Raw genomic sequence first — 13132 nt, 5'->3', positions numbered from 1 at the left:
GTTTGCTCTCCTTGCAGTGTCGTTGGACGGTAACGGTGAGAAAGGCTCAGCGCCAGCGGCGGAAGATCAGCGAGGTGTTGATCCCGCCGAAGGCGAAGTTGTTGTTCATCACGTACTCGTGGCTCATCGCGCGCGGCTCGCCCCGCAGGTAGTCGAGGTCGCCGCAGCGCGGGTCGATCTCGTCCAGGTTGAGGGTGTGCACGTAGCGGTCGCTGTTCATCATCTCGATGCTGAACCAGGACTCCAGCGCACCGCACGCTCCCAGAGTGTGGCCCAGGAAACTCTTCTGCGAGCTGATCGGCATGCGATTTCCGAAGAGTTCGCTGGTCGCCAGGGTTTCGGCGATATCGCCCTGCTCGGTGGCAGTGCCGTGGCCGTTCACGTAACCGATGGCCTCGGTCGGCAGGCCGGCATCTTCCAGCGCCAGCTCCATCGCGCGGCGCATGGTCGACTGTTCCGGGCGGGTGGTGTGCTGGCCGTCGGCGTTGCTGCCGAAGCCGACGATCTCGGCGTGGATGCGCGCACCGCGGGCGAGGGCGTGGTCCAGGTCTTCCAGTACCAGCATGCCGGCGCCTTCGCCGATCACCAGGCCATCGCGGCCGCTGTCATAAGGGCGCGGCGTCTGCTGCGGGGTGTCGTTCTTCAGGCTGGTGGCGTACAGCGCATCGAAGACCATGGCCTCGGTTGGGCAAAGCTCCTCGGCGCCGCCGGCGAGCATCAGCGGCAGGCGGCCGAAGCGGATCGCCTCGTAGGCGTAGCCGATGCCCTGGCTGCCGCTGGTGCAGGCGCTGGAGGTCGGGATCACCCGGCCGGTGAGGCCGAAGAAGATGCTGATATTCGCCGCCGTGGTGTGCGGCATCATGCGTACGTAGGAGTTGGCGTTGAGGCCGTCGGCCACCGAGTTCAGCAGCATGTTGCCGAACGCCTTGATCTCGTCGGTGCTGCCGGTGGACGAGCCGCAGGCGACGCCCATTCGGCCGTCGCGGATGGATTCGTCGCCCAGCAGCCCGGCGTCGGCCAGCGCGCGCTCGGCGGCGCCCACCGACAGGCGCGAGACGCGGCCCATGCTGCGCAGCTGTTTGCGGGTCCAGTGCCTGGGCACTGTGAAGTCCAGCACCGGGCCGGCCAGGCGGGTGTTCAGCTCGGTGAAGCGGTCCCACTCGTCCATGCGGCGGATGCCGCTCTGGTTGGCGCTGAAGTTCGCCTCGATGCTCGCCCAGTCCGAACCCAGGGAGGTGATGCCGGACATGCCGGTGATGACGACGCGCTTCATCAGCACAGCCCTCCGTTGACCGCCAGCACCTGGCGGGTGATGTAGCCGGCCTCGGCCGACATCAGGAAATTCACCGCGCCGGCGACTTCTTCCGGGGTGCCCATGCGCTGGGCGGGGATCATCTTGAGGATTTCCTCCACCGGCACCTGCTCGTCGAGCATCGCGGTATCGATGAGGCCCGGCGCCACGCAGTTCACGGTGATTTTCCGCTTGCCCAGCTCAATGGCCAGCGCCTTGGCGGCGCCGATCACGCCTGCCTTGGAGGCGCTGTAGTTGACCTGGCCGCGGTTGCCGATCAGCCCGGACACCGAGGTGATGCAGACGATGCGCCCCGGCTGGCGGCGACGGATCATCGGCATGATCACCGGGTGCAGGACGTTGTAGAAACCGTCGAGGTTGGTCCGCAGCACCTGGTCCCAGTCCTCTTCGGTGAGCGCGGGGAAGGCGCCGTCGCGGGTCAGGCCGGCGTTGCACACCACGCCGTAATAGGCGCCGTGGGTTTCCACGTCGGCCTCGAGGATGTTGCGCGCGGCTTCGCGGTCGGCCACGTCGAACTGCAGCACGCGGGCGCTGCGCCCCAGTGCCTGGACTTCGGCCTGCACGGCATCGGCTTCGGCGCGGCCGCTGCGGCAGTGCAGCACCAGATCGAAGCCGGCCCGCGCCAGGCGCAGGGCAATGGCGCGGCCGATGCCACGGCTGGAGCCGGTTACGAGGATGGAATCAGTCATACGCTTGGCTCTTTCGGCTCTCGGTTCTCGGTTTTTTGATCAGCGAGAGCGGGTTCTTGTAGATAGCTGGCAACCTCTGGCGGGCGGAACACGGTGAGGCGCGCCAGCGCCTTGATCCCCGGTCCTTCCAGATGGCATTCGAAAACGCCCATGCCATTGTCGTCCTGCAGGGTGCGGATGGCATGGATAGTGAGCTGCGCGCCGGCCGGAAAGCTCGCCACGTCGCACTGGTACTGGCGGGTGCCGAGCAGGAAGCCCAGCTCCACCGGCTCGCCGCGCGAGCGTGCCTGGCAACCGGCGTAGGCGGCGACGCTCTGCGCCATCAGCTCCACGCCGACCCAGGCCGGCAGGCTGCCGTCGGCTTCGTTGAACAGGCCGCCCGGGCGCACCGTCAGGCGCGTGCGGATGTCCTCGTCGCCGAAGTCGAGCACTTCGTCGATGAGGATCATGTCGCCCGCGTGGGGCAGCAGGGAGGCGATCGGCCAGTCGATCATCGGGTCACTCCAGAATCCTTGCTCAGCTCGCCCAGGATCAGGCTGATGTTGTTGCCGCCGAAAGCGAACGAGTTGCTCATCAGGTAGCGCGGGCCTTTGGCCGGCAATCGCGGTGCGTCGTCGCCCACCAGTTGCAGTGCCGGCAATTGCGGATCGGCGATGCCGTCCCAGCGTTGCGGCGGCAGGCGCCGGTCAGGGTTGTGCTCGCCCAGCAGCAGCCAGCAGAACGCCGCTTCCAGCGCGCCGGCGGCGCCGAGGGTATGCCCGGACAGCGGTTTGGTCGAGGAGCAGGGCACGCCGGCGGGGAATTCCGCGCTGACGGCAAGGCTCTCCATGGCGTCGTTGTGCGTGGTCGCGGTGCCGTGCAGGTTCAGGTAGGCGATCTGCCCGGCCTCCAGCCGCGCCTCGGCCAGCGCCTTGCGCATCGCTGCGCGGGCGCCACGCCCTTCGGGTTCGGGGGCGGAGATGTGGTGCGCATCGGAGCTGGCACCGGTGCCGAGCAGGGCGACTGTACCGGGCTCGCGGGTCATCAGGAACAGCGCGGCACCTTCGCCGATGTTGATGCCCTTGCGGTTCGCGGAGAACGGTTTGCACAGCTCATCCGACACTGCTTCCAGCGCGCTGAAGCCGTTGAGCGTCAGCTCGCACAGGCTGTCCACGCCGCCGCACAGCACGGCATCGCACAGCCCCAGGTTCAGCAGCCGGCGCGCGCTCTGCAGGGCGCGGCCGCTGGAGGTGCAGGCGGTGGAAATCACGTAGGTCGGGCCGGCCAGTTGGTAGTGATCCGCGAGGTACACGGCCGGGTCCGACAGCTCCTGGTGGGAGTAGTGGAAACCTTCGGGCAGCTGCCCGTGCAGGCTGTGGTGGCGCACGCCCTGGGTGGTTTCCTGGATGCCCGAGGTGCTGGTGCCCAGCACCACTGCCACGCGTGCAGCGCCGTAGCGCTGGATGGCGGCGCGGATGGCCGGGTCGATCTGAGTGGCGGCAGCCAGCAGCAGGCGGTTGTTGCGGGTGTCGTGGCGCTTGTCGGGGATGGCTGCCAGGCGTGCCTTCACCGTGCCGACGGGAACACTCTTGCCCGGCACCCAGCCGGCCTGCACCTGCATGCCGGCGGACTCGCCCGCCAGCAGCGCGGCGGCCACTTCGCGGCGGTCATTGCCCAGTGCGCAGATCAGGCCCAGCTCGTTGAGAAAGGTGGCGGTCATGGTGCGGCGCTCTCGGCGTTCAGGGGCGTCACCCGGTAGCGAAGGTCGGCGGATTCGAGGGTGAACTCCTGCGCTGACCGGTAGGTGATCTTCCAGCGTTGCTGCAGGTGGCGACCGTGCTCGTCCGCCCGGTAGTCCGTGGTCTGGTAGCGCGAGGCGAGATCACCCTCGGGCGTCAGCGCGAACAGCAGCACGGCGAAGAGTTCGCGCGCCTCGGGGTTGGGCGGCAGCAGGCCGTCGTTGCTCCATTCTCCCTCACGCAGCAGCTGGCGCGACAGCGGGATGCCCAGCGGATCGATCAGCGACCAGCGCAGCGCTGTGCCTTCCTGCTGGATCACCAGCAGCCAGTCCTGTGTCGAGGGTTGGCTGGCCTGGCCTTGTTCGCGCTGGATGTGCAGCTGCAACGGCGTCGCCAGCGGCGGCAACGCGGACGGCAACGGCGCATGCTGGGCGCAACCGGCCAGCAGCAGGACGAAGGCAAGACTCAGCCAGCGGATCATGCTCAGCGGCTCTCCAGGGGTTTGCGCACCACGGCGTTGACCAGGGTCTCCTCGCGCTGGCCGAACGGTTTCGGCTTGCGCAGGCCCCAGCGCTCCAGCAGGCCGAAGTCCTTGGCGCGGCTCCACCACAGGTAGGGGTAGGAGACGTTCTTCTCGCTGAACTCGAAGCCCTGCTCGCGGAGCATCTGCAGGTACTGCGCGGCGCTCTTCTGCACGTGCATCGGGTGGCGGAAGAACCAGCGGATCACCCAGGTATCGATGTACGCCTCGGTGGACTCGGCGAACAACAGCAGGCCGCCCGGCTTGAGCACCCGCCAGAATTCCTGCAGCGCCTGCTCCTGCTCTACCAGGTGATGGAAGGTCTGGTGGCAGAACAGGATATCGACGCTGTCCGAAGGCAGCATCAGGTCGGCGCAGTCGGCGCAGTTCAGTTCCACCTCGATGTTCTCCCGCGCCGCTTCCACGGCCGAGCAGTCGAGGCTGTGCGGGTCAGCGTCGAGACCGATCATGCGGCCGGGCCTGAAGGCATCGCGCAGCAGGCGGAACGAGCGGCCCTGGCCGCAGCCGGCGTCCAGCAGCACCGGATTGGCCGGGATGTCCCAGCTGACCAGGCGCTTGAGGTCGTTGATCGCCACGCGCAGCACATGGTGCTGCCAGGTGTGGCTCTGCAGGAACCAGAAACCGAATCGGGTTTCTTCGACGTAGGTGGAGGCGGGGCGGGTCATGACAGTCCTTGTCCTTCAGCTGGCACAGATTTCGGAGAGCACCCGCAGGCGACGCTGCGGTTCGGCGACGAAGGGATTGCGCATGTCCCAGGCGTAGCCGGCGAGGATGGAGCAGATCATCCGGCGGATTTCCGGGGTGGCCTTCTCGTAGAAGATCACGTCCTGGAAGCTGCCGTCGTACCAGCCCTCGACGTAGGCGCGGAAGGTGTCCACGCCGCGCTTGAGCGGTTGGGCGAAGTCGCCTTCCCAGTCCACCGTCTCGCCCTTGAGCTGACGGTCGAGCAGGTTGGCCGCCATGCTGGAGGAGCGCATGGCGATGGTGACGCCGGAGGAGAATACCGGGTCGAGGAATTCCGCTGCGTTGCCCAGCAGGGCGAAGCCCGGCCCGGCCAGGCGCTTGACGTTCGCCGAGTAGCCGCCAAGGGTGCGCGCCGGGGTGTCCCACACGGCATTCTTCAGCAGCGAGTGCAGGTTCGGCGCGGCGTCGAAGAAGCCCTTCAGGCAGGCGTCCAGATCATCCAGCTTGCCTTCGAAGTGACGGTCCTCGGCGACCACGCCGACCGAGGTGCGGCCATCGCTGAAGGGGATGGTCCAGTACCAGATGCCGCGCTCTTCGGGGTGGATGCTGATGAGGATCTTCTCGCGGTCGAATTCCGGCGCGTCGATCCGGTCCTCGATATGCGTGAACACGGCGCGGCGTACCGGGAAGCCAGACGGCGCCTCAAGGTCCAGCAGGCGCGGCAGCACGCGGCCGTAGCCACTGGCGTCGAGGACGAAGGCGCACTCCACCGCGTACTCGCTGCCGTCCAGGCGGCGCACCCGCAGGCGCGGGCAGTCGCCGGCGAAATCGGCAGCGATGATTTCTTCTTCGTAGCGGATTTCCACGCCCTGCAGCTCGGCCTGGTCGGCCAGCAACTGGTCGAAGCGCGCGCGCTGGACCTGGAAGGTCGAGCCCTTGCCTTGCGTGAACTTGTCGCGGAAGTCGAACGCGGTATAGCGCTCGCCCCAGCCGAAGGCGGCGCCGTGCTTCACCTGGAAGCCGGCGGCGAGCACGGCGTCGAGCATCCCTGCTTCCTCGACGAAGTCCAGGCAGTGCGACAGCAGGCTCTCGCCGATGGAGAAGCGCGGGAAGCGCTGGCGCTCCAGCACCAGCACGTCGTGGCCCTTGCGCTTGAGCAGGGCGGCGGCGATGGCGCCGGACGGACCGGCGCCGATGACGACGACGGTGCGTTGTTGCAGTTCAGGGGCGGACATCTGAAGGGCTCCTTGCCGGTGCCTGATCCTGGGACAAAGACAGGGAATCAGGCGGGGTAGCGGTGGCGGCGCGCGGACGGCGCACGCCGCAAAGGGCGGGCAGCAGGGTGGCGAACAGGCTCATCAGCAGCAGGCTGAAATACAGCAGCGAGTCGATGTAGCCCTGCTGGAACAACAGGTTGAGGAAGACGATCTCGGTCAGCCCGCGAATGTTCAGCAGCAGGCTTTCCTTCCACCGTTCACCCAGGCTCGCGCCCGGCAGCGCCCAGCGCAGGCCGAGCCAGCTGCCGGCCAGCTTGCTGAGCACCGGCAGCGCCAGCAGCGCGCCGAGGTAGAGCCAGGAATAGCCGGCGAGGGCGTGGTGGAAATCGATCTGGAGGATGCCGAAGGCCAGCACCAGCGGCACCAGCAGATTGTTCTGCAAGGCCAGCGCTGCCTGTGGCGACACCGGCAGGCGGAACGGCTGGCGCACCGCGGCCTGGGCCATCAGCCAGGTGATGGCGAACACCAGGGTATTCAGGTGCCAGTGCTGGAAGGCGATCATCAGGCCGAAGAACGGCAGGCTGTAGACCAGGTGCTGGCGCATGCCGATCAGCCTTAGCAACAGCGGCCCCGCGCCAGCCAGCAGTGGCCAGACCAGTTGGGACGGATCGCTGCTGCCCTGGGCCAGGCCGAACAGGCTCCAGCACCCCAGGTCCATCAGTACCGCCGCGTGCATCAGACGGCGGGTGGCGTCCTCGGGGTATTCGATGTTGCGCAGGAACAGGTAGAGCACCGGGATCGCGGTGATCGAGAACAGCAGGCCGATGCCCAGCACGCTCATGCCCTCGCGCACGCCCAGCAGCCACCAGGCGCTGGCCATGCCGCAGGCCAGCGGTACGGCGAAGCTGGGCAGGGCGATCTTCAGGCTCTGGCGGCTAACGTCGAGGTCGATCACGTCACTGAGGATGTGCCCCAGCAGCAGCGCGAAACCGATGTCGTAGAGCGGCCGCAGCCAGGGCGCGGTGACCAGCGTGCGCACCTCGAAACCCTGGCCCTGCAGCACGACGAACAGCAGCGGCAGCAGCAGGCCGGCCACCAGCAGCTGGCTGACGATGGGCAGCAGGCGCAGGCGCCGCCCGCCGATCACGGCCAGGGCGAACAGCGGCGGCATGGCCAGCCAGAAGAAGATCGTCAGCATGCCGCAGCTCCTTCTCGGGTGCTGGCTTGTGCCCAGGGGCAGAACAGGAAGCAGAACCCCAGGCCCAGCCCCACGGCCAGGCCGAAATTGCTGATCACCGGCGTGGCCGACAGCGCCAGCAGGCCGAACGACAGCCAGGTGGTGATGGCCGCCAGCAGCACGCCGACCAGGCTCACCGCCGCGCCGCCGACGCGCTCACGCATGAGGATGGTGTAATCCACGCCGATGGCGGTGACCAGCAGCAGGCCGAACAGGCTGAACAGCGTCAGCGGCTGGCCCAGCCAGCCGAGGCTGGCGAGGCTGCACAGCGCTGCCAGCAGGGGCAGCAGGACGATGCGCAGGGCGCCGCGCGGACCGAAGGGTTTGAGCAGCAGGGCGAAGATCAGCACGCAGGAGAGCAGCTTGAGTTCGGTGGCGCTGAGCTGGGTGGCGGCGAACAGGCGGTTCAGCTCGCCGAGGCGATCCACCAGTTGCACGCCCTCCAGCCCCTTGGCCTGTTCGGCCAGCACGCCGGCGTCGGACAGTCCCTGCAGGCTCACCAGCCCGGCCACGCCGCTGTCCACCGTGCCCAGCCACAACGGCCGCCAGGGCTCGCCCAGCGGACCCTGCAGGGCTTGATCGAGGGATTGCGGCGGAAGCTGTTCCAGCTGATCCAGCTCGGCTTGCAGCGCGGCCTGCGGAATGCCCAGGTCGATCAGTGCCTGCCAGTGTTGCGGCAGCTGGCGCAGCGCTTCGCGGGCCTGCTGTTGTTGCTGCGCGGTGGCAAGCAACTGGTTGAGCGCGAGGTAGCCCTTGAGCTGGCCGGAGGCGACCAGCTTGTCCAGTCGCGCAGCCAGTTCGGCCTGGCGTTGCAACAGCTCGGTTTCATCGCTGGCGCGGACCAGGAAGAACTGGCTGGTGGGCTGGTAGCCGGTGATGCGCGCGGCGGCCTGGGCCTCGCTGAGCAATTGCGGCTTGGCGCCCAGCCACTGGCGCAGGTCGTTCTTCACCTGCAGTTGCCACAGCCCGCCGGCGCAGAACAGCACAACCACCGCGAGCAGCGGCCAACTGCCGGTGCGCTGGAGCAGGGCCAGGCGCAGGCCGATCAGGCGCTCGCCCAGCGAGAGCAGCAGAGGTTGTGGAGCGATGGCGTTGCCGCGCAACAGCAGCGGCAGCAGGCCGATAACGCACAGGTAGGCGGCGAGCAGGCCGGCCACCGAGAAGGCCGCCACCTGGGTCAGCGCCGGGAAGGGCGTGCAGGCCAGGGCGAGGTAGCCGATCAGGTTGGTGGCGAGGCTGAGAAACAGCCCGCGCTGGCTCAGCTTCAAAGCGCGCCAGGGCTGCCAAGGAGCGACAGTCCAGGCTTTCGACAGATAGTGCAGCGGGTAATCCGAGGCCACACCGATCAGGCTGGCGCCCAGCATCAGGGTGAGCAGGTTGATCTTGCCGAACAGCGCGATGCACGCGGTGGCCCCGGCCAGCACGCCGACCAGCACCGGCAGGAAGGCCAGCAATGCGCGCCCGCGGCGGAAGGCGAGCAGCAACAGCAGCAGGGTGCCCAGCGCGGCGCCGCCGCCAACCCAGGTCATTTCGCGGCTGGCCTGGCGCTGGCCGTCGGCTGCATACAGCAGGCCGCTGGCGGCGACTAGCTGGCCGCCGTCGGCTGCCAGTTGCTGGCGTGCCTCGGCGATCTGCGCGGCCACGGCGCGCGGCAGGTTCATGTCGAAGGCATCGGCGCGGGTACGTGCGCGCAGCAGCACCCAGCTGCGCCCGCCGTCTTCGGCGAGTAGCGCGCCGCTGCCGATGTCCAGCTGCACCTTCGCCGTCAGCGGCTGGTGGTGCTGGATGCGCAGGGCCAGGCCGAACCAGTCCTGGTCGTTGGACAACAGGCCGAAGCCGGAGAAGGGATCGAAGAGTTGTTCGACGCGCTGCTGGACGAAGGCGGCGGGGTCATCGGAAAGCTCGCGACGGTCATCGGCACTGAGCAGCGCGAGGCGGCCCGCGCGCAGTTGTTCGCGCAGGGCCGGCAGGTCGGCCTGAACGCCCCACTGCACCTTCTCGTAGTGGCCGCTGGCCTGCCAGCGCTCGGCCAGTTCGCGGGCGTGGGCGATGGCGGTGTCGCGCTCGGGGTAGCCGACCAGCACCAGCAGTTCGCGGTTGAGCGGCTCCTGCATGCGCTGCTCGGCTTGCTTCTGCAGGGCATCACGGCTGCTGCCGGGCACCAGCTCCAGCAGGTCGGTGCTCAGCGGCGCGGCACCGCGCCATTGCCAGGCAGCGAGGGCGAGCAGCGCCAGCAGCCCGGCGATCACCAGGCGTGACAGCCACTGCGGCCGCTCAGCGGGCAAAGTCACTGCGCTCCGCATCGGTCAGGCTGTCGCCGGGCTGGCTGCTGGTCATGCGCAGCACGGTGTGGTCGCCCTGGGCTTCGTGCAGTTCGATGCGCTGCACCAGTTCGCCGCCGGCGATCTCGATGCTGTCGAAGATCTGCTTGAGCAGCACGGCACGCGGCGTCAGGGTGAGCGTCCAGTCGTTCGCCTCGCCGCTGAGGGCGAGGTCGAAGTCGCGTTGCAGGCCGCTGCTGTCGCCTTCCAGCACGGCGAGGAACAGGCGGTTCTGCTGCGCGCTGGCGCTACGTTGCGGCAGTTGCTGCCAGCCGCTGGCGTCGCGCCGGGCGATGCCCTGGCCGTCGATGCGGTAGTCTTGCTTGAGCGGCGTCTGCAGCAGCCAGAGGAGGCCGTGCTGCTTGGCGAGGACAAAGTGGCCCTTGCTCACCAGCGGCTGCGGCAGCGAACGCAGGTGCTTCTCCTGGACGAACTCGCCGCGCACCACCGCCGGCTTGCCGAGCTGCGCGGCCAGTTGCGGCAGGTCGAAGGCGTGGGCCAGAGGGGCGAGCAGGAGGCCGCAGACGAGCAGGGCGCGCTTCAGCATGCTTCTGCCTCCAGCGCGCGCTGCACGGCGTCGATGAACACCGCGGGCGAGGCCATCTGCATCTCGCGGCTGGCGATCGCCACCGCCACCTGGGTGCTGCTGGCGCGGGTCAGGCGTTCGCCGGTTTCGGCGTCGCTGATCAGGTAATTGATCTTCAGCCGATTCTCCCACTCCACCAGGTCGGCGCGCACGCTGATGCGCTGGCCGAAGCGGGCGCCGCGCACGTAGCGCAGCTGCAGGTCGATCACCGGCCAGGCATAGCCGGCCTCGCGCATCTGCGAGTAGTTGTGGTCGAGCCTGTCGAGCAGGGCGCAGCGCGCGACTTCCAGGTACTTGACGTAGTGGCCGTGCCAGACCACTTCCATCATGTCGACGTCGAAGAACGGCACGAGAATTTCCACCTCGGCCTGCAGCACTCCGGCCTTACGCATAGAGCCCCCAGTGGCGCGCGCGGATGCGCTCCAGGCACAGGCGCAGTTCGCCTTCCAGGGCGCGGTCCTCGATCAGCGGCGGGAAGTCCTGGCCGAGTTGTTCGTGCATGCCGCCCAGCGGCGCCGGCAGCGGGCGCGCACCGGCTTCGCCGCCGCGCAGCCAGACGCCCTGTTGCGCCGCCAGCAGGGTGGCGGCGGCGACTTGTTCGGTCAGCTCCAGGGTGCGCAGGGCATCGCGCGCGGCGATGGTGCCCATGCTTACCTTGTCCTGGTTGTGGCACTCGGTGGAGCGCGAGAACACGCTCGCCGGCAGGGTGTTCTTCAGCGCCTCGGCGGTCCACGCGCTGGCGCCGATCTGCACGGCCTTGAAGCCGTGGTTGATCATCGCGCGGTCCGCCGGAGCGCCCGAGAGGTTGCTCGGCAGGCCGTGGTTGTAGCGGGTGTCCACCAGCAGCGCGAGCTGCCGGTCGAGCAGGTCGGCTACGTTGGCCACCAGGTTCTTCAGGCTGTCCATGGCGAAGGCGATGTGGCCGCCGTAGAAGTGCCCGCCGTGGAGCACGCGCTCATCCTCGGCGTCGATGATCGGGTTGTCGTTGGCGCTGTTCAGTTCGATCTCGATGAACTGCCGCAGCAGGCCCAGGCTGTCGGCCAGCACGCCCAGCACGTGGGGGGCGCAGCGCAGCGAGTAGCGGTCCTGCAGGCGGTGCAGCGGCGGGGTCGGCGCGTCGATGGCGAGGTCCTGGCGAATCCACGCGGCGACCTGCATCTGTCCCGGATGCGGCTTGGCGGCGAACAGGCGCTCGTCGAAGTGCTCCGGGTTGCCCTGCAGGGCGATGACGTTCAGCGCGGTGATGCGCGTGGCCAGCTTGAGCAGGTAGTCCGCGCGCGAATAGGCGAGGCAGGCCAGGCCGGTCATCACCGCCGTGCCGTTCATCAGCGCCAGCGCTTCCTTGGGCCGCAGTACCAGCGGCTGCCAGCCCAGCTCGGCATGGACGTCGGCGGCACTGCGACGCTCGCCGCGCCACAGCACTTCACGCTCGCCGGCAAGGGTCGCGGCAACGTAGGACAGCGGGGTGAGATCGCCGCTGGCGCCTACCGAACCCTCTTCCGGGATCAGCGGCAGGATGTCCAGTTCGAGGAAGGCATGCAGGCGCTCCAGCAGCTCCAGGCGCACGCCGGAAACCCCGTGGCTCAGTGAGCGCAGGCGCGCGGCGAGCACGGCGCGCACGGCGGCGGGCTCCAGCAGCTTGCCCAGGCCGCAGCCGTGGAAGGTGAACAGGTGCTGCGGCAGCGCCTCGACGTGCTCCAGCGGCACGGCCACCACGCAGGAGTCGCCGTAGCCGGTGGTGACGCCGTAGATCACGCCTTCCTTGTCCAGCAGGGTGTCGAGGAACTGCGCGCCGCGGGCGATCCGCGCGCGGAACTCGGCGTCGTCGTCCAGGCGGCTTTCGACGCGGCGCTCGGCGAGGGCGACGATCTGTTCGATGCTCAGGTGGCCTTGGCCGAAAACCGGCGCTTCAGTGGCTGTCGTCATGGGCTTTCCAGAACGGGTAGAAGTTGAACCACTGCTGCGGCGCGCGCAGGCAGTAGTGTTCCAGGCGCTGCGCGTAGCGCTGGGTCCAGTGTTTCAGGACCTCCGCGCGGTCGCTGCGGCGCCACTGGATGCGCTCGGCGAAGGGCTCCAGGTGCACGCGGTAGCGGCCCTCTTCCTTCAGGCAGAACATCAGGTTGGCCGGGCACTGCAGCAGCCCGGCGAGCAGCCAGGGCCCCTGCGGGAAGGCGGCCGGGGCGCCGAGGAAATCGACCTCGACGTTGCGCCCGCCGTGCAGCGGAACGCGGTCGCCGGCAATCGCCAGCCATTCGCCGGCGTCCAGGCGCTGGGACAGCTGCAGCATGATCGCAGGGTCCAGTTCGCTCACCTGGATCAGCCGCAGGTGGCTGGCGCCGGACTCGCCCAGCAGCTTGTTGAACTGCTCGGCGTGGCGGGTGTGCACCAGCACGTTCATGCGCACCTTCTCGCCCAGTTCCGCCAGCGCGCGGCAGACTTCGAGGTTGCCCAGGTGCGCGCCCACCAGCAGCTGGCCACGGCCGCTGCGCAACTGCGCGCGCAGGTTGTGCGGGTCGTTCAGTTCGATGCTGGCGAGGTCCAGGCGGCCGGCCCAGACATCGAGCTTGTCGAGGATGGCGTCGGCGAAGGCCATGAACTGGCCGAACACGCGGCCGGTGGTCGGGCTCAGCGAGGCGTTGCCGCTGTGCTGCGCCAGGCGCTGCTGGTACTCGCGGATGGCGCCGCGCGCACGGGCGCCGAAGAGGAAGAAGTACAGCACGATCAGGTGCAGCAGCGGCGACAGCAGGCGCCGGCCGAGGGTGCGCGCCGCCCAGGCGGTGAAGCGCATCAGCAGCAGGCTGCCGCGCTCGCGCTGTTGCGCCCAGTG

Annotated in this window: 13 protein-coding genes; all 13 read right to left on the bottom strand. The window is 68.6% G+C overall.

What is annotated here, in order from left to right; all coding sequences use genetic code 11:
* Positions 1-46 precede the first annotated feature (46 nt).
* The 13 genes from IB256_RS12355 to IB256_RS12295 are packed head-to-tail and all read right to left on the bottom strand — an operon-like array spanning position 47 to position 13093.
* Entirely contained in the window at positions 47-1273 is a 1227-nt protein-coding gene (locus tag IB256_RS12355) for a beta-ketoacyl-ACP synthase (protein WP_192293146.1), read from the bottom strand.
* Positions 1273-2001, bottom strand: a complete 729-nt coding sequence (gene fabG, locus IB256_RS12350) for a 3-oxoacyl-ACP reductase FabG (protein WP_081515432.1) — start codon at positions 1999-2001, stop codon at positions 1273-1275. The genes IB256_RS12355 and fabG overlap by 1 nt, the downstream gene beginning before the upstream one ends.
* The gene (locus IB256_RS12345; protein WP_081515433.1) at positions 1998-2495 is read right to left on the bottom strand and encodes a hotdog family protein; all 498 of its coding nucleotides are present in this window, start codon (positions 2493-2495) and stop codon (positions 1998-2000) included. The genes fabG and IB256_RS12345 overlap by 4 nt, the downstream gene beginning before the upstream one ends.
* Positions 2492-3700: a beta-ketoacyl-[acyl-carrier-protein] synthase family protein gene (locus IB256_RS12340; protein WP_192402745.1), complete on the bottom strand. Its 1209-nt coding sequence runs from the start codon at positions 3698-3700 to the stop codon at positions 2492-2494. Before IB256_RS12340 ends, IB256_RS12345 begins: the two co-directional genes overlap by 4 nt.
* A complete protein-coding gene (locus tag IB256_RS12335; protein WP_081515435.1) occupies positions 3697-4200 on the bottom strand; it encodes a hypothetical protein in 504 nt (167 codons plus the stop codon). Before IB256_RS12335 ends, IB256_RS12340 begins: the two co-directional genes overlap by 4 nt.
* A gap of 2 nt (positions 4201-4202) precedes the next feature.
* The gene (locus IB256_RS12330) at positions 4203-4925 is read right to left on the bottom strand and encodes a class I SAM-dependent methyltransferase (RefSeq protein WP_192293142.1); all 723 of its coding nucleotides are present in this window, start codon (positions 4923-4925) and stop codon (positions 4203-4205) included.
* Positions 4926-4940: 15 nt separating this feature from the next.
* A complete protein-coding gene (locus IB256_RS12325) occupies positions 4941-6179 on the bottom strand; it encodes an NAD(P)/FAD-dependent oxidoreductase (protein WP_192293140.1) in 1239 nt (412 codons plus the stop codon).
* The gene (locus IB256_RS12320; RefSeq protein ID WP_192402743.1) at positions 6166-7359 is read right to left on the bottom strand and encodes a sodium:proton antiporter; all 1194 of its coding nucleotides are present in this window, start codon (positions 7357-7359) and stop codon (positions 6166-6168) included. Before IB256_RS12320 ends, IB256_RS12325 begins: the two co-directional genes overlap by 14 nt.
* Entirely contained in the window at positions 7353-9683 is a 2331-nt protein-coding gene (locus IB256_RS12315; protein ID WP_192402969.1) for an MMPL family transporter, read from the bottom strand. The genes IB256_RS12320 and IB256_RS12315 overlap by 7 nt, the downstream gene beginning before the upstream one ends.
* Positions 9673-10266 carry an outer membrane lipoprotein carrier protein LolA gene (locus IB256_RS12310; protein WP_192402741.1) on the bottom strand — a complete coding sequence of 198 codons (594 nt, stop codon included), beginning with the start codon at positions 10264-10266 and terminating at the stop codon, positions 9673-9675. Before IB256_RS12310 ends, IB256_RS12315 begins: the two co-directional genes overlap by 11 nt.
* On the bottom strand, positions 10260-10697 hold the full coding sequence (locus tag IB256_RS12305; protein ID WP_192293132.1) for an acyl-CoA thioesterase: 438 nt from the start codon (positions 10695-10697) through the stop codon (positions 10260-10262). The genes IB256_RS12310 and IB256_RS12305 overlap by 7 nt, the downstream gene beginning before the upstream one ends.
* Positions 10690-12231: an HAL/PAL/TAL family ammonia-lyase gene (locus IB256_RS12300; protein WP_192402739.1), complete on the bottom strand. Its 1542-nt coding sequence runs from the start codon at positions 12229-12231 to the stop codon at positions 10690-10692. The genes IB256_RS12305 and IB256_RS12300 overlap by 8 nt, the downstream gene beginning before the upstream one ends.
* Positions 12215-13093 carry a glycosyl transferase gene (locus IB256_RS12295; protein ID WP_225601754.1) on the bottom strand — a complete coding sequence of 293 codons (879 nt, stop codon included), beginning with the start codon at positions 13091-13093 and terminating at the stop codon, positions 12215-12217. Before IB256_RS12295 ends, IB256_RS12300 begins: the two co-directional genes overlap by 17 nt.
* Between the last annotated feature and the right edge of the window lie 39 nt (positions 13094-13132).

Origin of the sequence: Pseudomonas sp. PDM17, assembly GCF_014851985.1 — a bacterium.
Lineage (GTDB): Bacteria > Pseudomonadota > Gammaproteobacteria > Pseudomonadales > Pseudomonadaceae > Pseudomonas.
The sequence above is the reverse complement of the archived record's forward strand: the minus strand, read 5'-3'. Positions and strand labels throughout refer to the sequence as shown.